We start from the raw sequence: 24,463 nt of genomic DNA, 5'->3' as shown, positions 1-24,463 counted from the left end.
CTCAATTGTTATTCCTATTGGACTCTAAATGGACCACCTAGAGCTCTTGGCGCAGATCTTCGCTGTGACTGCGCCCATCTTCTCACTTGTTATTATTGGCCTTGTTTTAAAGCGCTTACACCTGCTCAGTGATGAGTTTATTTCGGGTGCATCGCTGCTTGTCTATAAAGCGACCCTGCCAACCTTATTGGGGATGGCGGTGCTTAAAGCCAATGTGCCGGCTCTGCTTGAGTCGAAACTATTCGGTTTCTATATTCTCGCCACTCTCTTAACAACGGTGATCTGCTGGGTTATCGCGGCGCGTTGGATTCGTTCCGATCAGCGTGCGGTATTCATTCAGGCTGCTTTTCGTGGCAACCAAGGGATTATTGCTCTGGCGCTAACGCTGAGCTTTTATGGTGATCAGGCGCTGCAGATGGCGGGCCTTATGGCAGGTATCTCAGGTGTAGTGAACAACGCTATCGCTGTGGTTGTTTTCTCCGTATTGAGTACCCGTTATCGCCCAACCCCAATGAAGGTGGCTAAAGAGGTGGTGCTTAATCCGATGATCGTCGGTGTGATGATCGGGGTTGTGCTCTCATTAAGTGGGCTGCAGTTGCCTAAATGGCTGATTCACTCTGGCGAGTTGTTTGGCTCGATGACTCTTCCGCTGGCGCTTTTATGTATTGGTGCCACACTCTCGTTTAAAGCCTTTCAAACAACTGGCGTATTAGCCGTGCATGCGACCCTGACTAAGTTGGTGTGGGTGCCTATGCTTTTCACTGCAATTGGTTGGTATATCGGCATCAGTGGAATGGAGCTGGGTGTGTTGTTCCTATTTCTAGCAGCGCCAACTGCAGCCGCCAGTTATGTGATGGCGAAGATTTCAGGCGATGATGCAGAGCTTGCCGCTAACGTCATTGTACTAACGACTTTTGCTTCAATGTTTACGATTACGCTCGGTTTGTATATCTTGCAGGTCCTAGCGTGGATCTAAATGTTTAAATCACCACAATATAAGGATGTAAATCATGACTTCATGGAGCCCTGCCAGCTGGCGTCAACTGCCGGTTAAGCAGCTACCAACCTACCCAGATTCTGATGCCCTAGCATCGGTTGAACAGCAGCTCAAAGCGCAGCCACCATTGGTGTTTGCCGGTGAGATCCGCTCTCTTAAATCTGATCTGGCGCGTGTGAGTCGTGGTGAAGCGTTTCTTTTGCAGGGTGGTGACTGTGCAGAGAGCTTTAGCGAGTTTAGCGCGGATAAGATTAAAGATACTTTTAAGCTGCTAATGCAGATGGCGGTGGTACTCGCATTTTCTGGCGGTTGTCCTGTTGTTAAAGTAGGGCGAATCGCAGGTCAGTTCGCTAAGCCACGCTCAAGTGATACTGAAGTGATCGATGGTATCGAACTACCAAGCTACCGTGGCGATAATGTGAATAGCCCTGATTTTACAGCAGAGGCACGTATTCCTGATCCGCAGCGCATGCTCTCGGCTTACCATCAGTCGGCATCAACGCTTAACCTGTTGCGTGCCTTCTCTCGCGGTGGTTTTGCAGATCTGCATCAGGTTCACAAGTGGAACCAGGGGTTCGTATCGCAGTCTCCAGCGCATGAGAAGTATGAAGCACTGGCTGCACAGATTGATCAGGCGCTCGCATTTATGGCGGCCTGTGGATTGAACTCAAGCAATACCCCACAGCTGACTGAGACGACACTCTACACATCGCACGAGTCACTGCTATTACCTTACGAACAAGCGCTAACGCGCCAGGATAGTTTAACTGGCGGCTGGTACGACTGTTCTGCGCATATGCTATGGATCGGCGATCGTACACGTCAGCCAGATCATGCTCATGTGGAGTTCTTGCGTGGTGTTGCTAACCCTATCGGCATTAAAGTGGGGCCTACGACCCAGGTTGAGGATCTAAAACGCCTTTTAGATATCCTAAATCCAGAAAACGAAGCAGGACGCATAAACCTGATTGCACGTATGGGTGCCGAGAAAATTGGTGATCATCTACCGCAGCTTGCGCGCTCAGTTAAAGAGTTGGGTGCCAATGTGGTTTGGAGTTCAGACCCAATGCACGGTAATACCATCAAAGCGAGCAACGGCTACAAGACCCGTTCGGTTGATTCCATCCTAAGCGAGATCAAATCCTTCTTCCAGATTCTGGGTTCAGAAGGGTGCTACGCAGGCGGTGTCCACTTCGAGATGACCGGTAACCATGTGACCGAGTGTGTCGGCGGTGCTTACCAGATCACAGAATCAGCCCTTGCCGATCGCTACATCACCCAGTGTGACCCACGCCTCAACGCCGACCAATCACTTGAACTAGCGTTCTTGATTGCGGATACGTTGAAGCAGGCTAGAGCTTAATTTTGAATAATGGTTTCGCCTTTGGTGCTTTTTTAAGATCAAAGGCGAATACCCAGCCTAAAGGCTGGCCATGGGTACTTTTTGGTCAGCAAAAAGTACCCTCACCGAAAATTGCGTCCTGCATTTTCGGTATACCAACCATCCATGGTTATAAAAATTGACCACGCTCACTCGGCCTGCGGCACGCTCCGTTCAATGATTTTTGTAGGAGCTAGCCCACAGGGCGAAGCGAAATATTAAAAGCTTCGCTTCGCCTTTCAGGCTAGCTCCTACTCTCGATCGGACGTGGACGGCTGGCACGAGATTCGAATTAGGCACCCCTGTTCCCCGTCCGACTGAGAACGAGCACGGTGCTTTTTTTCGGTTAAGAGCTTTTCAGGCTAAGGCCATGGACGGCCGAAGAGCACAACGGAGGCAGGAAGCCGACTTTGTGCGGTCCTGATAAGCTTCAGAAAAAGAGTATCGCGCGCAGTGTGTCGAAGGCCGAAGGAGCGGGGTGTCCTTTTGCATACTTTTCCGACAAGGGAAAAGTATGGCTGACCGACGCCAGTCGGGTAGAATTGCTTTTGATCTTTAAAAACTGCCCTGAGACAGGGTGTTCGCTTTTGATTTTGCTCTTGCTTTAGACTCTAACACCGGGCTCTGCCCCCATTTTTAACAGCTTTGGCTGGCCCGAAGGGCGAGGGCAGGAGCCTGAGTAATTACGCTCCTAAATTACAACGCACCAAACTGCTGTGCTAGAAACGCCTCTGCCTCTTCTAGCATGAAGTAGCGGAACGCTTCTGCTGCTGGGGAGAGCATCTTCGAACGGGTGTGGACTAGGTTCCAAGCACGTACTATGGGGGCTCCATCCACTTCCAATACGCCTAGCTTATTGTTCTCCAGCTCCAGTGCGATGGTGTGGAGGGAAACAAAGCCAATACCAAGGTTAGCCATAACCGCCTGCTTAATTGTCTCATTCGACTGTAACTGCATGCGGTGCGTCGGCTCGATATGTCCCTCTTCAAAGAAGCGCTCCATTGCTGCGCGAGTTCCAGAGCCCTGTTCACGCACAATCAGCTGCTGGTGTCGAAGCTCCTCTAGGGCCAGTTTGTTTGATCGGCTCTCGATGAGTAGCGGGTTTTTAGTCGATGCAATAAAGACATGTGGGTGAGCAGCGAAGGGCTCTGCACGGGTGCGTAGCTCTTTTGGTGGGCGGCCCATTACCGCGATATCTACTTCATTGTTTTGTAAAAGGTTAACCAGTTGTTCGCGGTTACCCATCTCTAATCGAATCTCTACACCCTCATGACGGGACTTAAATTCCGCCAGCAGATTCATCATGAAGTACTTGGCGGTACCGACCATGCCGATGGTCAGTATCCCAGCCTCTGCGTGCTGAAGGCGGGCGGCGGCATCTTCAGCATCTTTAACTGTTGCAAGTATTCGACGTGCATAAACCAGCATATATTCGCCAGCGGTAGTGAGGCTGACCTTCTTACCGGTGCGGTCGAACAGCGCCATGCCGACGTTGTTCTCCAACTCCTTAATCTGCATGGTGACAGCGGGTGGAGTGAGGTAGAGCGCCTCGGCTGCTCGGATAAAACTGAGGTGTTTAGCGACCTCATTGAATACCCTAAGTTGTCTAAAGGTTGCGTTCTTCATTAACTAATCTCTTAATTAAAGTGGTATTAGAATTTAATTTACCTTATCTAAGCTACTCCCTTAAAGTCAACCCATACCCAATACAAACAGATTGTATTGGAAAGATTTATAAGAATAGGAGCCAGTTATGGACCAGTCAGCACGCTACGCAGACCTATCATTGAATGAACAAGATTTGATGGATGGTGGTAAACACTTGCTTGTTGCTTACCGAATGAAACCTAAAGCCGGTTACGGTTATCTTGAGGCTGCAGCGCACTTTGCCGCTGAGTCTTCAACAGGGACTAACGTAGAGGTCTCTACAACTGATGACTTTACTAAAGGTGTTGATGCCCTGGTCTATCACATTGATGAAGCGACTGAGGATATGCGTATTGCATACCCTATTGATTTGTTCGACCGAAACTTAACTGATGGTCGTATGATGGCTGTTTCACTCCTTACCCTTATCATTGGTAACAACCAGGGTATGGGAGATATTGAGCACGCGAAAATTTACGATTTCTATGCTCCTCGCGAAATGATTCGTCTTTTTGATGGCCCTTCGCGTGACATCACAGATCTTTGGGAGATTCTAGACCGTCCTCGTAAAGATGGTGGTTACATTGCAGGTACGATTATCAAACCTAAGCTGGGTCTTCGCCCTGAGCCATTCGCAAAAGCTGCGTATGAGTTTTGGTTAGGCGGAGACTTCATTAAGAACGATGAGCCGCAGGGTAACCAGACCTTTGCGCCGATGAAAAAGGTTATGCCTTTAGTTGTTGATGCAATGAAACGTGCGATGGATGAGACCGGGCAGGCGAAACTTTTCTCGGCTAATATCACTGCAGACGACCATTATGAGATGTGTGCTCGTGCAGACTATATTCTTGAAACTTTCGGTCCAGATGCGAACAAAGTGGCCTTTTTGGTTGATGGTTATGTCGGTGGTCCAGGTATGGTTACTACGGCACGTCGCCAGTATCCATCACAGTATTTGCATTACCACCGTGCAGGTCATGGAGCGGTTACAAGCCCAAGCTCTAAACGTGGTTATGATGCATACGTCTTGGCGAAGCTCTCTCGTCTACAGGGTGCCTCTGGTATCCACGTGGGTACAATGGGCTACGGCAAAATGGAAGGGGATGCGGATGACCGTGCTATTGCATACGTGATTGAGCGTGATAGCTACCAGGGTCCTGTTTATCATCAAGAGTGGTATGGCATGCGTCCAACCACGCCAATCATCTCAGGTGGTATGAACGCACTGCGTCTACCAGGCTTCTTTGAGAACCTTGGCCACGGTAACGTCATTAACACGTCGGGTGGTGGTTCATACGGCCACATCGATAGCCCAGCAGCAGGTGCTACATCACTACGTCAGGCATACGAATGTTGGAAGGCGGGTGCCGACCCAATCGAGTGGGCGAAAGAGCACCGTGAATTTGCCCGCGCATTCGAGTCATTCCCAGGCGATGCAGATAAGCTGTTCCCAGGCTGGCGCGATAAGCTTAAGGGCCATCGATAATAAATGCCGGGGGTATCCCCCGGCATTTTTGTTCGCGGCTTGGCGCTCTGCGCCAATGCGCTCCTACGGGACTTCGAAAATACACCGTAGGAGCGCATTCCTGCAAAGCAGGAAGCCGCGATCAAAACGTGAAATGTTGTGTATTCCCAAACGCGACGGGTAAACATGTCTTTTAAAAATGCAAACAAAAACAATTAATGGCACGTAATTCGTATTTTATTTTTCGCGGCTTCGCCTTCGGCGAATGCGCTCCTACGCTACTCTGCAAAAGGTACTCCTTATGTCCATGATCGAAAAAGAACCGGTATACCTAGAACAAGGCGACGAGATTGGGCTCTTTGAAGCGGCCTATGCTGCGCGTCTACCTGTGATGCTTAAGGGCCCGACGGGTTGTGGTAAGTCACGATTTGTTGAACACATGGCTTGGAGGTTGGGACGTCCGCTGATTACGGTTTCCTGTAACGAAGATATGACCGCCTCTGATCTAGTGGGGCGCTTCTTATTAGATGGTAATGGTACTCGCTGGCAGGATGGCCCTTTAACACGTGCAGCGCGTGAAGGTGCGATCTGTTACCTCGATGAGGTGGTAGAGGCACGTGCTGATACTACTGTTGTTATCCATGCGCTGACTGATCACCGTCGTCAGATGCCGATCGACAAGACCGGAGAGGTGATTGATGCCCATCCCGATTTTGCTTTAGTGATCTCCTATAACCCTGGTTACCAGAGTTTGATTAAAGATCTTAAGCCGTCGACCAAGCAGCGCTTTGTATCTTTTGCCTTTGACTACCCACAGGCTGAACAAGAGGCTGGGATTATTCAGGCTGAAACAGGTATAGATTCAGCAACGGCTATGCAGCTTGTTAAGGTTGCCCATGCCTCTCGTGGTCTTAAAGGACACGGTTTGGCTGAAGGAGCATCTACCCGTCTTCTTGTCTACGCAGCATCGCTAATCAAGCAGGGTATAGCACCGGCAATAGCCTGCAAAATGGCGTTGGTACAGCCAGTGACTGACGACCCAGAGATTGCAGAGACGCTGCAGCAAACTATCGATGCGATTCTAATCTAGGTCTCGAATATGGCTGATTTGAATGCCAATTTTGATTCCTACGCAGTGTCATTCGAAAATGCTCTTCCAGGTATCGCAGATACATTTGAGCAGGTATGGCCTACTGCGTCCCATCTGTTAGGTCAGCAGCAACTGCGCTGGTGGCACGAGCGGGCCCTAGAGATATCAAAATGGGGTAGGGGGGCGGATCCTGTTATCGCCTGGCTCAACTATGCGCCCATACTTCTCAATAGTAATGCCGAAGCTGCGCAGTCAGTCTGGTACACCCTGCTTAAGTTTCAAAAATCGATCAACAACAAATCAATCCCTGCGCTACTAGAGGCGTTGACTAAGTTCCTCACAGTTAAACCCGATTCACCTGCAGAGTTTGAAGCGCTGATTGATACCATTGCATGGCTTGAGTCAGCTTCAACCGTCTCTATCCATGGTCGCCAAGCTGTTGAGCCTAGCGCTGCACTTCCGCCATTTTTTGCTATGTTGCCGCGCCTAGCGAATGTGCTTGATGCTAAGGGGATACGCCAATGGTGTCAGTTTGGTATCCAAACCAGTCAACAACGCCCAGACTACCTCAGCACTTACTTCGCTCTTGAGACTAAGGACTCTTCGGCGGCGCTTCAGCGCTTTAGACCTGGGGCTAAACTTCATGACTATGAAAAGCGGATTCGGTACTTTATCCAAGCGCTATGGGGGCAAGATCCCGATATCACTGCTGTTGAACCGCCACGAGAGGAGTTAAGTTTTACCGTTCCGGCAATGGTCGATTCATTGCTCGGTTTGCCAGCGATTCTAGATGAGCAATCGCAACTAACACCCCTGCAACGTTACTCACTTATGGCGGCGCACATGGTGGCTCACCAGCGCTACTCAGAGTCGATGGTGGCGGATAACTGGAGTCCCCTACAGCGAATGGCCGTTGAGTGGTTTGAAGACATTCGAGTGGATGAGAAGCTCTATAATGAGTTTCCGGGGCTCCGCACATGGATGCAAACTATTCACCCCGATGCTTGGATCGAGCAGTGTGATACCTCGCACTACTCAGCGGTGCGCCATCGCTTGGCAGTATTCTCGGCAGCGGTGCTCTATCGTCAGCCAGAACGCCTAGGACACTCGAAAGGATGTGCGTTCTATGAGCCATTTATAAATGCGTTAGAGGCGGATATATCAGCTCGGGATTTGGCGTCGATGGCGTTGCGGTTTGTCGCTGTTACGCGTGAACAGAGCGACCAGCAGCCCACTGTCTATTTTGATCATACCCTCGTCGAGTGGCGTGACGATAACCGCCACCTCTGGACCTTCATCGAAGAGGGTGATGAGGAGGATACCCAACCGTCCCAGTCGAACCATCAAGAGGATGTCTCAGAACTGCCGCCTCAACTCTATCCAGAGTGGGATTACCAAACTGAGTCGGAGCGCCCTGATTGGGTATCACTCTATGCACGCCTGCATGCCAGCGGTGCAGCATCAGAAATAGATCAGCTCTTGGATAACCATAAAGGGTTGGCGAACCGTTTGCGTCAGGTGTTGGATCTTCTTAAACCGCAAGATCGTTACCGTGTTCGCCATTTGGAGTTTGGCAGTGATCTTGATTTGGATATTGCACTTCAGGCCTACACCGACTGGCGGGGAGGGCATACACCTGATCCTAGAATCGAGCAGCACCATGTAACTGGTGGACGTGATATCGCAACTTCACTCTTGATGGATCTATCCGCGTCTCTTAATGACCCCATCGAAGGGAGTGATAAAACGATCCTCTCTGTAAGTCAGGAGGCGGTTGCCTTACTGGGCTGGGCTATGGATGCGCTCAACGATGATTTCTCAATTGCGGGTTTCCAGTCCAATACCCGTGACCAGGTTCTCTATTCGCATATCAAGGGCTTCAGTGAGTCTTGGGATGATTCAATCAAGGCGAGACTGGCCGCCATAGAGCCAGCCTACTCAACGCGCATGGGAGCAGCACTTCGTCATGCAGGCGAGGGTTTAAAGGCACGTAAAAACGTTAAAAAGCTGCTATTGATACTGACTGATGGTGAGCCAAGCGATATTGATGTGTCGGATCCAGACTATCTAATTGCAGATGCACGGCACGCAGTGACCCAACTACAGGCACAAGGCATCTTTGTTTGGTGTATCCATCTCGACCCCAAAACCGAAGAGCAGACCCGCGCTGTTTTCGGTGAACACACCACCATTGTCGATCGTATTGAATCGCTTCCAGAAGCGCTGACCTCGCTGTTTCTTCGGTTGACGAATTGATTCGAGCTTAAATCTCGCGCCGAGAATTATTTTATTGTGTACAGGTTTGATAGGCCTGGTGAATCGTCACGCTTGGGAATACACAAGGTTTCACCTTGTGATCGCGGCTTCGCCTTTGGCGAATGCGCTCCTACGCGGCCCTGAAAATACTCCGTAGGAGCGCATTCACGCGAAGCGGGAAGCCGCGAAATTAAAAATGTAACCTCGTACCGAAATTATTTTATTGGGTGTTTGTTTCAGAGGCTTGGTGAATCGTTACGTTTGGGGATACACACCGCTTTTCGGTGTGATCGCGGCTTCGCCTTTGGCGAATGCGTTCCTACGTGGCTCTGGAAATACTCCGTAGGAGCGCCGCGACAAATGGCGCCAATCAATAATTAACAAAAACCTTAATCAACGCTAAACCTAATTTTAATTGCGCTTACTCTTCTCGATTCATACAGTGGGTCTTAGGAAAAAACTTTATAAGAATATAACCGACCTCTATTTATGACTCTTAAAGCGATCATCTTTGATGTTGACGGCACGCTTGCTGATACCGAAGTGGCTCACATGAACGCCTTCAATGAGGCCTTCTCTGGTGCGGGGCTCGATTGGTATTGGGATCTGCCTACCTACACAGACTTGTTGAAGGTTTCTGGGGGTAAGGAGCGGATGCATCACTACTGGTCATCGCTTGAAGATGGGGCAAATAAACCTTCTAAAGATGAGATCGAGACACTAGTCCCTAAACTGCATAAAACCAAAACGGCAGCTTATGAGCGGATGGTCGCTGAGGGCAGGGTGAGTATGCGCCCTGGTGTGCTCGAGATGATCCAGTCAGCGAAAGAGGCTGATATTACGCTTGCCATCGCAACCACGACTAGCCCCGCTAACATTGAAGCGCTGCTCTCTAATGCACTCGGTGCTGATTGGCGTCAAACCTTTGCTGTTGTTGAAGATGCCGAGACGGCACCACATAAAAAACCCGATCCAAGTGTCTACATCCAAGCTGTTGAGCGGCTTGGTGTAGAGCCTAGGGAGTGTATCGCCTTTGAAGATACTGCGAACGGGTTGAGAGCCGCCACTGCGGCTGGCATTGCGACGGTTATTACTCCGAATGAATTCTCTATAGAGCACGACTTCTCTGGTGCTGCTAAGGTGATCTCAAGCATGGAGGAGATCAATCTCCGCCGCTTAGAAAATCTGCTCGATATGATCGCCCACTACTAATTTTAATAATACTTCAGGTGCCTCACTATGCCATTTAGAACGAACCGAACCACGCTGACGCAATACCTTATCGAAGAGCGTCGCCGCTACCCCGGTGCCAGCGGTGATTTTAACGCACTGATCTTGGATGTTGCGATGGCGTGTAAGCAGATCTCAAAAGCGGTCGCCTATGGGGAGCTGGCTGGGCTTCATGGAGAGCACAACGCCGAAGAGGGTGGCAGCATTAATATCCAAGGTGAAGCGCAGAAGAAGCTGGATGTCCTCAGTAATGATCTCTTCATCAAAACCAACGAGTGGGGCGGTCATCTATTAGGCATGGCGTCTGAAGAGATGGATGATCCACTAGATATACCTGAGGGCTATCCAAAGGGGCGCTACCTGTTGGTTTTCGATCCACTTGATGGCTCATCAAATATCGATGTAAACGTCTCTGTAGGCAGTATCTTCTCAATTCTGCGTGCTGCAGATGATGAGCCTACGCCAATTTCACACGAAGCCTTCTTGCAGCCAGGCTCTAAGCAGGTCGCTGCGGGCTATGCGCTTTATGGTCCATCGACCATGCTCATTCTTACAGTGGGTAACGGTGTAGTGGGCTTCACCCTAGACCCTACGCTAGGTGAATTTATGTTAACTCACCCCAATCTTACGATTCCTGAAGATACTCAAGAGTTCGCTATCAACACCTCTAACAGCCGTTTCTGGGAAGCACCAGTTAAACGATATGTTGATGAGTGTTTGGCAGGAAAAACAGGCCCACGCGGTAAAGATTTCAACATGCGCTGGATCGCTTCGATGGTTGCCGAGGCGCACCGTATTTTGATGCGTGGAGGCGTCTTCATGTATCCGCGCGATACCAAAGATCCAAGTAAAGCGGGCAAGTTGCGTCTACTCTACGAAGCAAACCCGGTAGGCATGATTATGGAGCAGGCGGGCGGTCGCGCGAGTACTGGGCATGTTCCGGTACTTGATGTGAAGCCCTCAGGTTTGCATCAGCGCATTGGCTTGGTTTTTGGTTCTAAAAATGAAGTTGAGCGCATTGAGCGCTACCACGCCGAGCCACAGAAATCTCGTGATTCAGAGATCCCACTCTTTGCAGAGCGTAGTCTTTTCCGAGACTAAGCCCTATACCCATTTGGAGATTTGAAATGTCAGAACGTCACCCAATTATTGCAATCACCGGCTCCTCTGGTGCGGGCACATCAACAGTAACGCGTACCTTCTCTAATATTTTTCGCCGTGAAAATGTAAAGGCAGCGATCGTTGAAGGGGATAGTTTCCACCGTTACGACCGTGTCGAAATGAAGAAGCAACTCGAGCAGGCGGAAGCGCAGGGTAATAAGCACCTTAGCCACTTTGGTCCAGAGAATAACCTTTTTGATGATCTTGAGAACCTCTTTAAGACATACAGCGAGAACGGTACTGGTCGTAAGCGTCTCTACCTTCACAATGATGAAGAGGCGGAGCCTTATGGCCAGCAGGCTGGTACTTTTACTCCCTGGGAAGATATTCCAAACGACACCGATATCCTTTTCTATGAGGGGTTACATGGTGCGGTGAAAACCGAGTCGAATAACATCGCACAATACCCAGATCTACGTATTGGTGTAGTACCCGTTATTAACCTTGAGTGGACGCAGAAACTCTGGCGCGATAAGAATCAGCGCGGTTACAGTGCTGAGGCGGTGACCGATACCATTCTTCGTCGTATGCCGGACTACATCCACTACATCTGCCCTCAGTTTGAGCACACCCACGTTAACTTCCAGCGTGTGCCGATGGTCGATACCTCAAACCCGTTTATCGCTCGCGATATCCCGTCGGCAGACGAGAGTATGGTGATTATCCGTTTTGCAAATCCTAAAGGGATCGATTTCCAGTACCTACTAAACATGATCAGCGGCAGCTTTATGTCACGTGCCAATACTATTGTGGTACCGGGCGGCAAAATGGAACTTGCTATGCAGCTAATCTTTACGCCATTTGTGTGGCGTATGATGGAGCGCCGTCAGCGCGCCCTTGGTAATTAATTCATTTAAAGGAGCGCAGCAGTGACTAAGGCAGCACCCACCCCAACCATGGCTAACCTGATGGCGAATGCGATTCGCTTTCTCTCAATTGATGCAGTAGAAGCCGCTAAATCGGGTCACCCTGGTGCCCCTATGGGTATGGCAGAGATTGCAGAGGTTCTCTGGAGTCGCCATCTGAAGCACAACCCAAACAACCCCAACTGGGCAGACCGTGACCGCTTTGTACTATCAAACGGCCACGGATCTATGTTGATCTACTCGCTCCTACACCTAACCGGTTATGACCTACCCATTGAAGAGCTAAAGAACTTCCGCCAGCTTCACAGCAAGACCCCGGGTCACCCAGAGGTGGGTGTCACTGCTGGTGTTGAGACGACCACTGGTCCGCTAGGGCAGGGTATCACCAACGCTGTGGGTTTTGCGCTAGCTGAGAAGATGCTGGCATCTGAGTTTAATGAAGCAGGCCATAAGATTGTTGACCACTTCACCTACTGTTTCTTGGGTGATGGCTGCATGATGGAGGGCATTAGCCATGAGGCATGTTCGCTAGCAGGTACCTTGCGTCTGTCTAAGCTGGTCGCGATCTATGATGACAACGGTATCTCGATTGATGGCCATGTTCAGGGTTGGTTTGCGGATGATACGCCAGCTCGTTTTGAAGCCTATGGCTGGAATGTTATTCGCAACGTTGATGGCCATGATGCTGCTGCCGTTGATGCAGCTATTAGGGCGGCTAAAGCTCAGGGTGCTACTGATAATGGTAAACCGACACTTATCTGTACTAAGACGGTGATCGGTATGGGTTCGCCAAACAAGGCGGGTACGCACGATGTTCACGGTGCTGCACTTGGTGCTGATGAGATCGCAGCTACCCGTGATGCGCTTAATTGGCCACACGCTCCATTTGAAATTCCAACAGAGGTTATGGCTGCTTGGGATTGCCGTGAATCAGGCGCTGCTGCAGAGTCCTGCTGGTTTAAACGTTTTGAAGATTATGCGGCAGCCTACCCACAAAAGGCGGATGAGTTTACGCGTCGCATGAGCGGTGATCTTAGCAGTGACTACCAAGCTAAAATTGCCGATGTGTTTGCTGCTATTGCCGCAAATGATTCACCTGTAGCGACACGTAAGGCTAGTCAGAACGCCTTGGATGCGATTGCGCCGCTGGTGCCAGAGTTCTTTGGCGGTAGTGCCGATCTAACTGGTTCTAACCTAACAAACTTTAAAGGCTGTACCTTAGCTGGCCGAGATAAGTGGGGTAACCATCTATCCTACGGTGTGCGCGAGTTCGGTATGGCTGCAATTATGAATGGTGTTGCCCTGCATGGCGGCTACATCCCTTATGGCGGTACCTTCCTCACATTCAGTGACTACAGCCGTAATGCTATTCGTATGGCAGCACTGATGCACCAGCGTGTGATTCATGTCTTTACTCATGACTCAATCGGACTGGGCGAAGATGGCCCAACTCACCAGAGTATCGAACATGTACCAAGCCTGCGTATTATTCCAGGTTTGGATATGTGGCGTCCGGCCGATGGGTTAGAGACCGCTGTCGCTTGGGCTAGTGCTGTTGAGCGACAGGATGGTCCAACCGCGATGGCACTCTCTCGTCAGGGTATGCCGCAACTGCTAACTAATCCTGCTGATGCTGAAAAAGTACGTAAAGGGGGCTACATCCTTTCGGATGCTGATACTCCAAAGGCGATCATCATCGGTACCGGTTCTGAGGTGCAGCTAGCACTAGAAGCTCAAAAACAGCTTGCGTCTGAAGGTATCGCAACCCGTGTGATTTCAATGCCTTGTACCAATATCTTCGATCGTCAGTCAGATGCATATCAGGAGAGTGTGATCCCTTCTGATATTCCAGCTGTGGCTGTCGAAGCCGCACATACTGATTTCTGGCGTAAGTACGTTGGCCGTAAGGGTGCAGTAGTGGGTATCGATACCTTTGGCGACTCAGCTCCAGCCCCAGTGCTCTATAAGCACTTTGGCATTACGGTAGAGGCGGTAGCCGACGCTGTTAGAGCGCGCGTTTAAAACTTGGCCGTACTTTAGGAGCCTAGGGTGTTACATAAGCAGTGGCGTGGAATTCTCTTTGATCTTGATGGCACCCTCGTTGATACCGTAACAGAGGTAACCCGCGCAGTGAACGATACACTGCGCAGCCTTAATTACCCTGAGGTGAGTGAGGCGCAGGTACAGACTTGGTTTGGCCGTGGCATGCGACCGCTGCTTCTTAAAGCGCTAGCAGAGGTGAGTCCTATTCCAGAAACGGAGCTGGATGGTAGCCATCTACTGGTTGAGGCACTTGAGCTCTATGAGAGCCACTATCAAAAGCATTGTGCTACGGCCTGTAAGCTCTACCCGGGAGTGAAAAGTACTCTCAAGGGGCTAAAGGCTAGTGGGATTAGACTCGCGGTAGTGACCAACAAAAAGAGCCACTCAGTTCGCAAAATCTTAGATGTGATGGGAATTGCCAACTATTTTGAAATCGTTGTAGGCGGTGACAGCTTCCCCGTTAAAAAACCAGACCCTACTTCAGTACGGGACTGTATGTATCAGTTTGAAATTGGTCCTGAAGAGACACTCTATGTGGGCGATTCAGCCCTAGATGCTGCGACTGCAAGAAATGCTGATATGAGTGTTTGGCTGGTCTCATATGGATACAACCAGGGTGAGTCAGTTGAGAGCTGCTACCCAGACCAGGTTATACGTAATTTTAATGAACTATCAGAGCGCCTATCCCTCGCATCTTAAACAGAGGGATTAGGGCTCTAAGCGAATTTTCAAAATAATGGAGGCCAACGATGGCACTTGTATCACTTCGACAGGTACTCGATCACGCAGCTGAACACAGCTACGGGGTACCAGCATTTAACGTCAACAACCTAGAGCAAGTACAGGCAATAATGCAGGCTGCAGAATCGATGGATAGCCCAGTTATTCTGCAAGCATCTGCTGGTGCTCGTAAGTACGCAGGTGAGCAGTATCTTCGCCACCTAGTGCTTGCAGCTATCGAAGCGCATCCGAACTTGCCAGTTGTGCTGCATCAGGATCATGGCGCCTCACCAGCACAGTGTCAGCAGTCGATCCGTTCAGGCTTCTCAAGTGTCATGATGGATGGCTCGTTGATGAGCGATGGTAAAACACCAGCAAGTTACGAATATAACGTAGATGTAACCCGTCAGGTCTGTGAAATGGCGCATGTGGTTGGTGTGTCGGTTGAAGGTGAGCTTGGCTGTTTGGGCTCTCTAGAGACAGGTGAAGCGGGTGAAGAGGATGGTGTAGGTGCTGTTGGTAAACTTAGCCACGACCAGATGCTGACTGACCCTACAGAGGCGAAAGACTTTGTTGCTAAGACGGGCGTAGACGCGCTAGCCATTGCCATTGGTACTAGCCACGGTGCTTACAAATTTAGCCGTCCACCCACAGGCGATATTCTAGCGATTGATCGTATCGCCGAGATCCATAAAGCGATTCCAAATACCCACCTTGTAATGCACGGCTCATCATCAGTGCCACAAGAGTGGCTTGCGATTATTCGTGAGTTTGGTGGTGAGCTGAAACCGACCTACGGTGTGCCCGTCGAGGAGATCGTTAAAGGTATCGCCAATGGTGTGCGTAAGGTCAATATTGATACTGACATTCGTCTAGCGATGACCGGTGCAATGCGTCGTATGATGGCAGAAAATACCAGCGAATTTGACCCACGCAAATTCCTAATCGCAGCCCGAGAGGCTGCTGCCGGAATCGTTAAAGACCGCTTCGATGCCTTCGGCTGTGCCGGTATGGCAAGCAAGATCAAACCGATTAGCATGGATGATATGGCGGGACGCTATTAATCCATTAGTGATCGTTTTTAAAAGGTGTCAGGCTTGGTTTGGCGCCTTTTTTTAAGATCAAAAACAGTTCTCCCCGACTGGCGTCGGCCAGCCTTACTTTTCCCTTGTCGGAAAAGTAAGCAAAAGGACACCCCGCTCCTTCGGCCTTCGGCACACTGCGCGCGATACTCTTTTTCTGAAGCTTATCAGGACCGCACAAACCGTTAATTGCTCCTGCATTAACGGAATACATGCCATCCATGGCATTAAGTCGGCTTCCTGCCTCCGTTGTGCTCTTCGGCCGTCCATGGCCTCAGCCTGACAAGCTTTTAATCGAAAAATAGCACCGTGCTCGTTCTCAGTCGGACGGGGAATCAGGGTGCCTAATTCGAATCTCGTGCCAATCGTCCACGTCCGATCGAGGGTAGGAGCTAGCCTGAATGGCGAAGCGAAGCTTTTAAGATTTTGATCTGCCTTTTGACCAAGCTATTAAAGAAAAGATCGCCACAACATTGAATGGCACCAACAATCAATCAACCCCAACCGCCAACATCTCCGCCTCAGCACAGAGCTTATCGCCTGCACTTAGCGTTAATAACACCTTAACCTTACGACCCTCAATTGAAATCAGCTCGCCAGCTATCGTTAACTCCACATCCATCGGTGTTGGGGCGATATATTTAACATTGAGTTGGGCAGTGATGTGGCGTTGGATCTTTGAGCTGTCGGTTAAATCAGAGTGGTTTTGAAGATACCTAAATGCAGCAGCAGAGGCTGTACCGTGGCAATCGAGTAGGGAGGCAACTGCGCCGCCGTATAGATGTCCAGGAACACCGCCAGTGTATTGAGGTTTTGGCGTGAAGTGCGCGAGTGTTTTATCACCGGCTAAATAACTCTTCAGGTGCCAGCCATCTTGGTTTGAGCGCCCACAGCCGAAACAGTGACTATGGCTTTCAGGGTATAGGTCTTGAATGGCGATCTGCATATTAACCCTCAGCTTCTTTTTTCGAGCCTTGTACTAGCTGAATGATAAAACTGTGTGCACTGACTAGGGTAATGCCTGATACCACCAAGAGTGCGCCACCGATAAATCGTTCGCTAATCTGCTCATCTAATAGGACAGAGCTTAACACTACACCCAATAGCGGTGTTAGGAATGAGAAGACGCCAAGACGCGATGCAAGGTAGGTTTTTAGCAGCCAAAACCAGACGAGAAAGCTGATAAATGAGACGATGACAGCCTGGAAAAAGAGGCTGCCTAAAACAAGCGGTGTCGGGTTGAATCGCATATCTCCTGTGATCCATGCCACACCCAGCAGTAATACAAAACAGGCGATGAGCTGGTAGAGAAGTGTCTGAGTTGCAGGTGCCTGACTCAATTTTGTAGCCCGCACTACAACTGTGGTTGCACCCCAGCTTGCACCAGCAAGGAGAGCTAATAGATCACCGAGAATAATATTACTCATACTCTTTTGATCGGCCCCGCCGCCAAAAGCGATCGCAATGCCAACAAAAGCGAGAGCTATGCCAAACCATTGTAGTTTCTTGAGTCGCTCATTTGGAATGAAGTAGGCAAGTCCAAGTGCCGCAAAGATAGGCGCCGTGTATAGGAACACTACGAGGTGGGCGGCACTGGTGAGCTGAACGCTAATCGAGACTAGGAAGAACTCAAAGCTAAATAGGAAGCCTGCCGCTAAGCCAGGTAAAAGCGTGCCGTTTTTGAGATCAAAACGCTGGCCTCTGAGAAGTACAAAGAGCATCACTAAAGCGCCGCCGATACCAGAGCGTAAGGCGAGCTGTAGAGTAGGTGAAAAATCAGGAGTGGTCGCTTTAAGCAGTACCTGCTGCATCGCCCAGACAGAGCATAGCAACAGCATCAGTAAGGATGCTTTTTGATCGATGGGTAGTCGCTGATCCATGCGGCCTCGTTAGTTTAAATCGATGGAGATAGGCTATTGAGCGAAATAACCTAACAAAGATCAAGTGAATTTCAGATGGTGACAGCAAACTCTTTAAATTCAAATGAACTGTGCTCTAATGGGGTCATTAATTTTTATGGATCTTTTAGGAAATCGTTATGAAACTTTATCAATACGACCACTGCCCATTTTGTGTCCGTGCCGACATGATGGCCCACTACAAAGAGGTGAGCTTTGAACCGGTTTATCTACTCAATGACGACAACCAGACCTGTATCGATCTGATCGGTACAAAGATGGTGCCTATCCTTGAACAGGATGGTCAGGCGATGGGGGAGAGCCTTGATATCGCCAAGCGTTTGGATGAAATCGGTGCATCGGACAAGGTGGTACTAGCTGGGGGTAATGCCGAGCCATACACCAGTATCCTTGGTGGTGTGATGATGACAGCGCTCAATCTTCTATTTCCTAGAAGTATCGCGCTGGGTTTACCTGAGTTTGCTACTGAATCTGCAGTCGAGTTTTATACCAAGAATAAAGAGGCTGTTATCGAGAAATCGTTTACCCAAGCGCTCTCAGAAACAGCTGAACATATTGCAGTGATTGAGGCCGCCTTCAATCAATTGCCTCAACTTAAATTACCAAGTGAGCAGGGTGATCAGATTAGTTGGGACGATGTACTTATCTATCCAACCTTGAGAAATCTATCGATGGTGAAAGGGCTTAAGTTCCCACCGCATGTGCGTGCTTATGTTGAGGAGGTTGCTAAGGTAACCGGTACTCATACCTATTTCGATAGAGCAATTTGACGGCGAGAAGAAAAAGAAGGGGGCGATGATTTGCCCCCTCAATAAGGGGTGTTTACAACAGCTGGTTTCAGATTAGCCCAACAACCTGACATGAACCTTACTTCATGCTTTTGATTTTATGCTTATCTAAATTAGTTCTGTTGATTTCTTTCTGATTATCAAAATGATTCGCATTATGCGAACCGTTTTGAAAAAAAAGTGTGATTGAGCTCTTCGCCCCTGTGACCCTTATTTACAGTGTTTAAAGACTCTGTTCAGAATCTTTATATAGAATCGGAGTGTGATTAATTCTGGAAGAAGATTATGAAACAGACAATTGGAGTAGGCTTGGTTGTAGTTATCGCGTTGGGTGGCTGGCTCTATTACGATTTCACTAAAGCGGTAGATGGCAAAACCTTCCGCACCTGGCATGGTGAGCGTGTTGCTGCATTTAAAGAGATGCGCCGCGCCTTTGGTCCTATCAGTGATATCGCAAAAGGTGATGATCCCTATCAACAGGCTATTATCGATACGTCCGTTGTTAAATTAAACGATGCGGCCAAAGCCATAGCACCGTTATTCAAATCGGTTGCACCCTATGGCGATGCTTCACCGGAAATCTGGGCGGACAATTCAAACTTTAATGAGCTGATGAGTGCCTTTGTTAATCGAACAGAGGAGTTGGTAAACAATACCCCGCAAGATCTGGCAACCCTGCGCCCAATCGTTGATGCGTTGCGTCAGGATTGCGCGGATTGTCATAGAAAATATAAGGATTGATCCCGTCAGTTTTTTCGCGGCTTCACGCTTCGTGTGAATGCGCTCCTACGGTGCAATAAACCAAGATAAATTGACCTATTCGCCCTTCAACTGTTTGATTAGAGAAGCGGGGAGCTCTTTGAGGGTCAGGGTGTTGTTCTCTGGGTCAAATGAGATCTCGCGCCCCAGTGATTCATTGCTGAAGCTTACGGATACATCGCGTGTTCTGCCTGTGTAGCGGATGTACTTTTTAAGGGCGCTGCGATCAGGGATGAAGTTGTCCTTGAGTTCGGGTGCCTCTTCGGCGACGTAGCGGTCAAATCGAACGCTGGCTACCGAATCAACAGAGTCCGCTAGATCCTTGTAACTGACAGACTCGCCTTGGCTTGATTGCTCAATACAGAACTCAGCAGCCTCTTTTTGAAAACGCTTTGAGTTCTCCTCTGGCATGGAAGCGCTGTACTGCTTTACTGCCTCCATAAAGCGTTCGGTATCAGCGGTGGTATCCACAGTATCCATAAACCCGACAAAGCTCATCATGGCACCTTGTAAGGCACGATCACCGAAGCCAAACGAGAGGGTAATAAAACGCTGCTGATCGGGTAGCTGCAGATCATCAAGTTCAATACGGAAGCAGATACCGCTCTTAGCAAAGTCGATGTAACCACTCGCCAGCAAGTTATTATCGCTATTCAACGCCAAACCATCACGTTGCAGCAGAGATGCGACCCATAGGTAGCGACGCCCCTCCATCTCCTCAAGTAGGAATACCCAGTGGCCATCGGTCTCGATATCTTCATGCTCAATCATCATAGCGAGCTGTTCGAGTACCTTGCTGCTAAACGATTTGAAATCGATAGCACTATCTAGAAAGTTTAAAACGAGCCCTTTAAATGCTGTTCCTTCATCAGCAAAACGACCATAGCGTTTGCTAGCGCGGCGATTGAACACCCCTTTAAGTTCTGAGAGTAGGGCACGGTTTAGTTCAGCTTCGGTGAACACTGTTTCGCTAAGGCTAAACGATTGTTCGCCTACACAGCGGGTAAGGCGGTGAGCAATTGCTTGAATATTGGACATGACAAAGGCACTTCAAAAAATTTGATCGGTAAAGGTAGCAACAATCTTATCGCTTTCCTATTGATTTAGAACATTTGCACTTCTGGAAATGAGGTCTACATTGAATATATCAACAATTGGAAACTGCCATGTTTAGACTTCAGTTGACCGAGCAAGAGATTGCTGTGCGAAACCAGATGGTAAACCAGTTCTTTATGGTGCTCTCAATCATTGGCGTTTTGCTGCTGATGGTCTCTCTCTACCGCGCAAATCAAATCGGATGGCAGCCGATTATGACAGTGCATGTTCTCTCTGTTATTTCACTTGTTACGATCACTTTTTTTAAAAAACGCTTTCCCTATCTTTTTAAAGCTTGGTTTGCGGTTTTGCTACTGCTGTTTATTGGACTCAATGGCTTTTTAGCGCTTGGGCTTTTAACTGGAGGCCACGCGTTTATTCTGGTTGCACTAACAGCTACTGTCTCCCTAATTGGTCCGCAGGCTGCTTTACTACTAGGAATTGTCACTCTGGCGCTATTGGGATTCATTGCGAATTTCCATCTCGGCGATGGTCACGTGATGTCGGTGGATGATAGCTATAGCCACTCAGGTGCAGCTTGGAGTCTGGTTATTGCTGCAACCCTAGCTATGACCCTGCTCATTGGGATCATGGTTCACCGACTAAGCAATCTTACGCGTCGTTTTATGATGGATGCTCTTGATAAAGCTAACTCGCTAGCGCTATCCGAAGCGCGTACCCAAGCCTTTGTGCAGTCTGCATTGAGTCAAGCGCTAGTCGCTATCGATAACGAAGGTAAGATCTTGCGCTGGAATGCAGGTGCAGAAGCGATGTTTGGCTACTCAAGCGATGAGGTGATTGGTCAATCTCTCTATGCCTTGATTATGCCGCCACAGTTACCGGACTTTCAAAATTCCTCTTTAGCCTCAAGTCAACATGCTCTGGCCAACTATGGTTCCGGTACCTCGATTCCATTTATAGCCAAAAATCGTGCCGGTGAATCGCTAAATATTGAACTCTCGCTTGGTGAGTGGCGTGAAGGCGATAAGACATTTCACTCTGTCGTTATCAACGATGTAAGTGAAACTAAATCCTATGAGCAGAAGCTGGTTAAGTTGGCCAATACCGATGCGTTAACAACACTGCCAAATAAGATGAGTATGATCGATTCAGTAGGTAATCGATTGGCGCAAAATCACCAACTTAGCCTTGTTATAGTGCATTTCAATGGCCTATCTACAACAAACTCTAGCCTAGGATATTTAGCGGGTGATGAGTTGATTCTAGAGACAGTAAAGCGTTTAACCCCTCTGCTTAAATCATATGAGGTGCTTGCACGTATTACCGCCTGCCAATTTTTGTTGCTTGTGGATGGTCAATCTGATGATCGTGTATGGCAGTTGAAGGTCGCAATAGAGAGTAAATTCAATGCTGCAATTGAGCTTGAAGGCCATCAAATATACCTAACGCCTAAATTTGGTATCGTATTCTCAAATCAGCAGGACAGAGATGCTGAAGCACTTTTGAATAAAGCCTTTGTGGCATTGAGTGAAGCGAAGTCTAGTGACCAGCATAACTGGGCTTACTTTAATCCTGAATATAATCAGCAGGCACAAAAGCAGATTGCGTTAATAGCGGGCATGCATGAAGCGCTACGTAAACATCAGTTTGAGCTCTTCTACCAGCCTCAGGTCGATGCCGTTACAGGTCAATGTAAGGGGATTGAAGCGCTGATTAGGTGGCATCATCCTGAGGAGGGGCTACTTGGACCCAATCGCTTCATCCCTTTAGCAGAGGCGACAGATTTTATTGTGTTGCTTGGCGGCTGGGTTATTGATCAGGGGTGTAAGGCAGCCAAGCAACTCGTTGACGAGGGGTTCGATGACTTCTCGATGGCGATCAATATATCGCCTAAACAGCTTCAGTTAGAAGATATTTCGCAACGAATAGAATCCACTCTATCCAAGCATCATTTACAGGGGCACTTCCTTGAGGTTGAGGTGACTGAATCGATGCGTGTCTCCAATGTGATCGGTATTAACGAGCAGTTTGCTAAATTGCATGATCTTGGTGTGAAACTGAGTATGGATGACTTTGGTACCGGTTACTCATCCTTTGCTTATTTAAAATCGATCTCTTTTGATCTACTCAAATTTGATAAATCCTTCATTGATGATCTGGCTGTAAGCGAGAGTACTCGTCGTGTTGTGAAGGGGATTGTGGATATGTCTAAAGCCCTAGGTCTTAAAGTGATTGCAGAGGGTGTAGAGACCAAAGAGCAAGCTGAGGTTGTAAGGGATCTAGGCTGTCACCTGATACAGGGCTACTACTGTGCTAAACCGATGCCTTTCGATAAGTTATTGGTTTGGATGCGCGAGAATCAAAACTAACCACGAACAAGCTGTTGAGTTATTTCCCCTCCTGTTTAGAATTGAACGGATAGTTGAGGGAAGCAATGTGTCTAGGTATTTAAAAGGTTACAACCCAGAGACCGTGCAGCAAGCGGAAGCGATGTTGGATGCTAATAAGGTCGGTACTTGGTTGTTAGGCCGTTATCCAACACGGCACTCCTTCGCCTCTGAGCGTGCGCTGTATGACTTTACCCAAGCGCTCAAAAACCAGTACATGAAGAGCTCAAACCCTATCTCTAAAGTGTGCTATGACGACAAGATTCATGTGATCGATAACGCGCTCGGCTTACACAAGTTTGTCTCACGGGTGCAGGGGAATAAGCTAAAAGCGAAGAATGAGATCAAGATAAGCTCTCTATTTCGTGCCGTCCCCGAACCCTTTCTTAGAATGATTGTGGTCCACGAGTTATCCCATCTGCGAGAGAAATCTCACGACAAAGCCTTCTATAAACTCTGTAACTATATGGAGCCTGACTACCATCAACTGGAGTTTGAAGTGCGCCTCTATCTAGCCCATAAAGAGCGATATGGCGAGCTTTGGAGTTAAGGGGCTCTGTACAGGAACTAGCTCTAGTTAAAAAGTACTGGGTACGCTGATTTATAACGAACTCCGACGGTGTCTGTAACAGCCAAATTGTGGCAATCAAGTGACAGCGATAAGAGTGTTTGCTCATCATCAAGTTGAATCTCATAGAGAGTGTGAGAGCCTTGGAATCGTCGTTGCGTGATAACACCTTTCACTTCACTCTCTGAATCAATCACTATCTCTTCTGGTCGTATAAAGAGGGTAGATGAAGTTTCAAACTGAGATGTGGAGATAACACCTGATACCAGTTTTGCATGCATTGTGTTCGACTTATCGAGCTCTAAAAGTGAGCCGCCACCGGTAAATTTGGCAACGAATTTGGTTTTAGGTTGGTGGTATATCTCATAAGGCGCGGCTACCTGAACAAGTGCGCCCTTATGCATCACTGCGATTTTGTCAGCAAAGCTGAACGCTTCGGTCTGATCATGTGTCACAAGGATCGCACCGATACCCTCTCGTTTCAGTAGTTGCGCAATTTCAGGTACCAGCTCTTCTCGTAAACTGGCATCTAATCCCGAAAAGGGCTCATCCAGTAATAGAATCGACGGTTTAGGTGCAATCGCTCTAGCGAGCGCTACGCGCTGCTGCTGCCCACCCGAGAGTTGGTGTGGGTAACGCTGCTCTAAGCCACTTAATCCGACACGTTTGATGAGTTCATTGACGCGATGAGACCTTTCAGAAGTTGAAAGGTTGAAGAGACCAAACTCAAGGTTTTCTACAACATTAAGATGCGGAAAGAGTGCGATGTCTTGAAACATCATTCCGATATGACGCTGCTCGGCGGGGACAGAAACCTTCTCATTCACAAGCACTCTATCGCGCAGTTTAATCGCACCACTGGCGATCGGTTGGAATCCCGCTATGGCTCGCAATAACGTCGATTTTCCACAGCCACTTGGACCAAGAAGGCAGAGCAATTCATCGCTACCAACCTGAAGATCTAGCGCCTTAAACACGGCACGATCATCGTAATCTACGCTGAGTCCGTGAATATCTAGGTTGAAGGATTCGCTGCTTTTCATCTCTA

21 protein-coding genes are annotated in these 24,463 nt (G+C 48.8%); 15 read left to right on the top strand and 6 right to left on the bottom strand.

The features are described 5' to 3' along the window. Positions 1–28: 28 nt before the first annotated feature. Together HH196_RS04110 and HH196_RS04105 are read left to right on the top strand one after the other, a co-directional pair. Positions 29–976 (top strand): AEC family transporter, encoded by a 948-nt coding sequence (locus HH196_RS04110; RefSeq protein WP_169450800.1) that lies wholly within the window; start codon positions 29–31, stop codon positions 974–976. A 31-nt stretch (positions 977–1,007) separates the two neighbouring features. Beyond that, positions 1,008–2,360 carry a class II 3-deoxy-7-phosphoheptulonate synthase gene (locus tag HH196_RS04105; protein ID WP_211160836.1) on the top strand — a complete coding sequence of 451 codons (1,353 nt, stop codon included), beginning with the start codon at positions 1,008–1,010 and terminating at the stop codon, positions 2,358–2,360. A gap of 714 nt (positions 2,361–3,074) precedes the next feature. Here the strand turns inward: HH196_RS04105 and HH196_RS04100 are convergent. Beyond that, positions 3,075–4,004, bottom strand: a complete 930-nt coding sequence (locus HH196_RS04100; RefSeq protein WP_169450798.1) for a LysR family transcriptional regulator — start codon at positions 4,002–4,004, stop codon at positions 3,075–3,077. Positions 4,005–4,131: 127 nt separating this feature from the next. On the opposite strand from HH196_RS04100, the gene HH196_RS04095 reads away from it, so the two are divergent. The 9 genes from HH196_RS04095 (at position 4,132) to fba (ending at position 15,920) form a co-directional block, all read left to right on the top strand. Beyond that, complete coding sequence (locus tag HH196_RS04095) at positions 4,132–5,511, top strand: ribulose-bisphosphate carboxylase (RefSeq protein WP_169450797.1); 1,380 nt, start codon at positions 4,132–4,134, stop codon at positions 5,509–5,511. A 286-nt stretch (positions 5,512–5,797) separates the two neighbouring features. Further along, a complete protein-coding gene (locus HH196_RS04090) occupies positions 5,798–6,580 on the top strand; it encodes a CbbQ/NirQ/NorQ/GpvN family protein (RefSeq protein WP_248276892.1) in 783 nt (260 codons plus the stop codon). 9 nt (positions 6,581–6,589) lie between these two features. Beyond that, complete coding sequence (locus HH196_RS04085) at positions 6,590–8,836, top strand: nitric oxide reductase activation protein NorD (RefSeq protein WP_169450795.1); 2,247 nt, start codon at positions 6,590–6,592, stop codon at positions 8,834–8,836. A gap of 489 nt (positions 8,837–9,325) precedes the next feature. Continuing rightward, positions 9,326–10,048 (top strand): HAD-IA family hydrolase, encoded by a 723-nt coding sequence (locus HH196_RS04080; protein WP_169450794.1) that lies wholly within the window; start codon positions 9,326–9,328, stop codon positions 10,046–10,048. 27 nt (positions 10,049–10,075) lie between these two features. Next, positions 10,076–11,167, top strand: coding sequence for a class 1 fructose-bisphosphatase (locus tag HH196_RS04075; protein WP_169450793.1), 1,092 nt, complete (start codon positions 10,076–10,078; stop codon positions 11,165–11,167). A 26-nt stretch (positions 11,168–11,193) separates the two neighbouring features. Continuing rightward, the gene (locus HH196_RS04070; RefSeq protein WP_169450792.1) at positions 11,194–12,075 is read left to right on the top strand and encodes a phosphoribulokinase; all 882 of its coding nucleotides are present in this window, start codon (positions 11,194–11,196) and stop codon (positions 12,073–12,075) included. A gap of 48 nt (positions 12,076–12,123) precedes the next feature. Continuing rightward, positions 12,124–14,115 carry a transketolase gene (tkt, locus tag HH196_RS04065; protein ID WP_211160835.1) on the top strand — a complete coding sequence of 664 codons (1,992 nt, stop codon included), beginning with the start codon at positions 12,124–12,126 and terminating at the stop codon, positions 14,113–14,115. 27 nt (positions 14,116–14,142) lie between these two features. Next, on the top strand, positions 14,143–14,835 hold the full coding sequence (locus tag HH196_RS04060; protein ID WP_211160816.1) for an HAD family hydrolase: 693 nt from the start codon (positions 14,143–14,145) through the stop codon (positions 14,833–14,835). Positions 14,836–14,885: 50 nt separating this feature from the next. Continuing rightward, a complete protein-coding gene (gene fba, locus HH196_RS04055) occupies positions 14,886–15,920 on the top strand; it encodes a class II fructose-bisphosphate aldolase (protein WP_169450791.1) in 1,035 nt (344 codons plus the stop codon). 4 nt (positions 15,921–15,924) lie between these two features. Here the strand turns inward: fba and HH196_RS04050 are convergent, their stop codons facing one another. From HH196_RS04050 to HH196_RS04040, 3 genes are all read right to left on the bottom strand, one after another. Continuing rightward, positions 15,925–16,161, bottom strand: a complete 237-nt coding sequence (locus HH196_RS04050; RefSeq protein WP_169450790.1) for a hypothetical protein — start codon at positions 16,159–16,161, stop codon at positions 15,925–15,927. Positions 16,162–16,428: 267 nt separating this feature from the next. Continuing rightward, positions 16,429–16,884: a PaaI family thioesterase gene (locus HH196_RS04045; protein ID WP_169450789.1), complete on the bottom strand. Its 456-nt coding sequence runs from the start codon at positions 16,882–16,884 to the stop codon at positions 16,429–16,431. A 1-nt stretch (position 16,885) separates the two neighbouring features. Then, entirely contained in the window at positions 16,886–17,818 is a 933-nt protein-coding gene (locus HH196_RS04040; protein WP_169450788.1) for a DMT family transporter, read from the bottom strand. A gap of 158 nt (positions 17,819–17,976) precedes the next feature. On the opposite strand from HH196_RS04040, the gene grxB reads away from it, so the two are divergent. After that, positions 17,977–18,627, top strand: a complete 651-nt coding sequence (gene grxB, locus HH196_RS04035; protein WP_169450787.1) for a glutaredoxin 2 — start codon at positions 17,977–17,979, stop codon at positions 18,625–18,627. A 303-nt stretch (positions 18,628–18,930) separates the two neighbouring features. Further along, positions 18,931–19,386 carry a cytochrome c gene (locus tag HH196_RS04030; protein ID WP_169450786.1) on the top strand — a complete coding sequence of 152 codons (456 nt, stop codon included), beginning with the start codon at positions 18,931–18,933 and terminating at the stop codon, positions 19,384–19,386. A gap of 75 nt (positions 19,387–19,461) precedes the next feature. Here HH196_RS04030 and HH196_RS04025 read toward each other — a convergent pair whose 3' ends face one another. Then, the gene (locus HH196_RS04025) at positions 19,462–20,442 is read right to left on the bottom strand and encodes a nucleoid-associated protein (RefSeq protein ID WP_169450785.1); all 981 of its coding nucleotides are present in this window, start codon (positions 20,440–20,442) and stop codon (positions 19,462–19,464) included. Between the two features lie 128 nt (positions 20,443–20,570). Here HH196_RS04025 and HH196_RS04020 point away from each other — a divergent pair, with 128 nt between their 5' ends. Both HH196_RS04020 and HH196_RS04015 read left to right on the top strand, forming a co-directional pair. Beyond that, complete coding sequence (locus HH196_RS04020; RefSeq protein ID WP_169450784.1) at positions 20,571–22,829, top strand: bifunctional diguanylate cyclase/phosphodiesterase; 2,259 nt, start codon at positions 20,571–20,573, stop codon at positions 22,827–22,829. A 67-nt stretch (positions 22,830–22,896) separates the two neighbouring features. Continuing rightward, positions 22,897–23,397 (top strand): YgjP-like metallopeptidase domain-containing protein, encoded by a 501-nt coding sequence (locus HH196_RS04015; protein ID WP_248276891.1) that lies wholly within the window; start codon positions 22,897–22,899, stop codon positions 23,395–23,397. A 23-nt stretch (positions 23,398–23,420) separates the two neighbouring features. On the opposite strand, the gene HH196_RS04010 is transcribed toward HH196_RS04015, so the two are convergent. After that, the gene (locus HH196_RS04010; protein ID WP_169450783.1) at positions 23,421–24,458 is read right to left on the bottom strand and encodes an ABC transporter ATP-binding protein; all 1,038 of its coding nucleotides are present in this window, start codon (positions 24,456–24,458) and stop codon (positions 23,421–23,423) included. Positions 24,459–24,463: the final 5 nt, after the last annotated feature.

This window comes from Marinobacterium sp. LSUCC0821, assembly GCF_012848475.1.
In the GTDB taxonomy this organism is placed as follows: Bacteria; Pseudomonadota; Gammaproteobacteria; order Pseudomonadales; family Balneatricaceae; genus Marinobacterium_E.
Note: the sequence above shows the minus strand (reverse complement) of the source record. Positions and strands in the feature narration are given on the sequence as shown.

Bases quoted from the DNA above. Each gene is read 5' to 3' on its own strand.
- HH196_RS04025 (WP_169450785.1), bottom strand. From the start codon at position 20,442: ATGTCCAATATTCAAGCAATTGCTCACCGCCTTACCCGCTGTGTAGGC.
- HH196_RS04080 (WP_169450794.1), top strand. From the start codon at position 9,326: ATGACTCTTAAAGCGATCATCTTTGATGTTGACGGCACGCTTGCTGAT.
- HH196_RS04095 (WP_169450797.1), top strand. From the start codon at position 4,132: ATGGACCAGTCAGCACGCTACGCAGACCTATCATTGAATGAACAAGAT.
- fba (WP_169450791.1), top strand. From the start codon at position 14,886: ATGGCACTTGTATCACTTCGACAGGTACTCGATCACGCAGCTGAACAC.
- HH196_RS04045 (WP_169450789.1), bottom strand. From the start codon at position 16,884: ATGCAGATCGCCATTCAAGACCTATACCCTGAAAGCCATAGTCACTGT.
- grxB (WP_169450787.1), top strand. From the start codon at position 17,977: ATGAAACTTTATCAATACGACCACTGCCCATTTTGTGTCCGTGCCGAC.
- HH196_RS04020 (WP_169450784.1), top strand. From the start codon at position 20,571: ATGTTTAGACTTCAGTTGACCGAGCAAGAGATTGCTGTGCGAAACCAG.
- HH196_RS04110 (WP_169450800.1), top strand. From the start codon at position 29: ATGGACCACCTAGAGCTCTTGGCGCAGATCTTCGCTGTGACTGCGCCC.
- HH196_RS04040 (WP_169450788.1), bottom strand. From the start codon at position 17,818: ATGGATCAGCGACTACCCATCGATCAAAAAGCATCCTTACTGATGCTG.
- HH196_RS04050 (WP_169450790.1), bottom strand. From the start codon at position 16,161: ATGGATGGCATGTATTCCGTTAATGCAGGAGCAATTAACGGTTTGTGC.
- HH196_RS04085 (WP_169450795.1), top strand. From the start codon at position 6,590: ATGGCTGATTTGAATGCCAATTTTGATTCCTACGCAGTGTCATTCGAA.
- HH196_RS04030 (WP_169450786.1), top strand. From the start codon at position 18,931: ATGAAACAGACAATTGGAGTAGGCTTGGTTGTAGTTATCGCGTTGGGT.
- HH196_RS04010 (WP_169450783.1), bottom strand. From the start codon at position 24,458: ATGAAAAGCAGCGAATCCTTCAACCTAGATATTCACGGACTCAGCGTA.
- HH196_RS04070 (WP_169450792.1), top strand. From the start codon at position 11,194: ATGTCAGAACGTCACCCAATTATTGCAATCACCGGCTCCTCTGGTGCG.
- HH196_RS04075 (WP_169450793.1), top strand. From the start codon at position 10,076: ATGCCATTTAGAACGAACCGAACCACGCTGACGCAATACCTTATCGAA.
- HH196_RS04100 (WP_169450798.1), bottom strand. From the start codon at position 4,004: ATGAAGAACGCAACCTTTAGACAACTTAGGGTATTCAATGAGGTCGCT.
- HH196_RS04090 (WP_248276892.1), top strand. From the start codon at position 5,798: ATGATCGAAAAAGAACCGGTATACCTAGAACAAGGCGACGAGATTGGG.
- tkt (WP_211160835.1), top strand. From the start codon at position 12,124: ATGGCTAACCTGATGGCGAATGCGATTCGCTTTCTCTCAATTGATGCA.